A 663-nucleotide genomic window follows, 5' to 3' on the forward strand; every position below is an offset into this window, starting at 1 on the left:
TCGTGAGCCAATGTCATCAAATCAGAACGGCTACCACTCCACGTCATGAATACCAACGGTGTGCGCGTGGCTGGTAGCTTAGTGCAGTACGCCCCCAAACGTTTATTGGCATTGGGCGCGGCATCAATCCAACCGTTTTGAACCATTAAACGCACAAACTCAGACATCTCTGGGTTGACAGTTTCAAACGCTTCGCAAATCACATCGATTGCTTCATTGAAATCGTAGACTTTAACATCACCGCTTAATGCAGGCATTGCAGCAAGGTGGTTCCACGGCTTCATCTCATCCAAACCGTGCACTTGCGCCATCAATTTACCGGCTTTTTGACCAATATCACGACTGTCCTTCGCCACTTTCATCATGGCAGCCAAGGTTTCAGATTGAATGCGGCTACCGTACAAACTTGGATCTAAAAAGTGTACCTCTCGCTTAGTCGAGCGCTTTTTGTTTTCAGTTAAACGCCAGCCTGCAAGTGCATTTAAAATCGCGGCGAAAGACTCTTGGTGCGTTTCCATTGCTTTTTGGACGCCACGCCATGCCGCTTCTTGGCGGTCAAACTCTGAACCGTAAAGGATACTTGCAGCTTGGGAGAAACCGAGCTCTTCAGTAGTGCCATCAGCATGGTCTAACGTAACCTTTAACGAACCCGTCAAGTTGTCG

1 pseudogene is annotated in these 663 nt (G+C 48.3%); it reads right to left on the bottom strand.

Features of this window, described 5'->3' with window-relative positions:
- A pseudogene (locus R7R78_RS26865) lies at window positions 1-663 on the bottom strand (oligoendopeptidase F); the annotation flags it as partial.

The organism is Vibrio sp. 2134-1, from assembly GCF_033339495.1.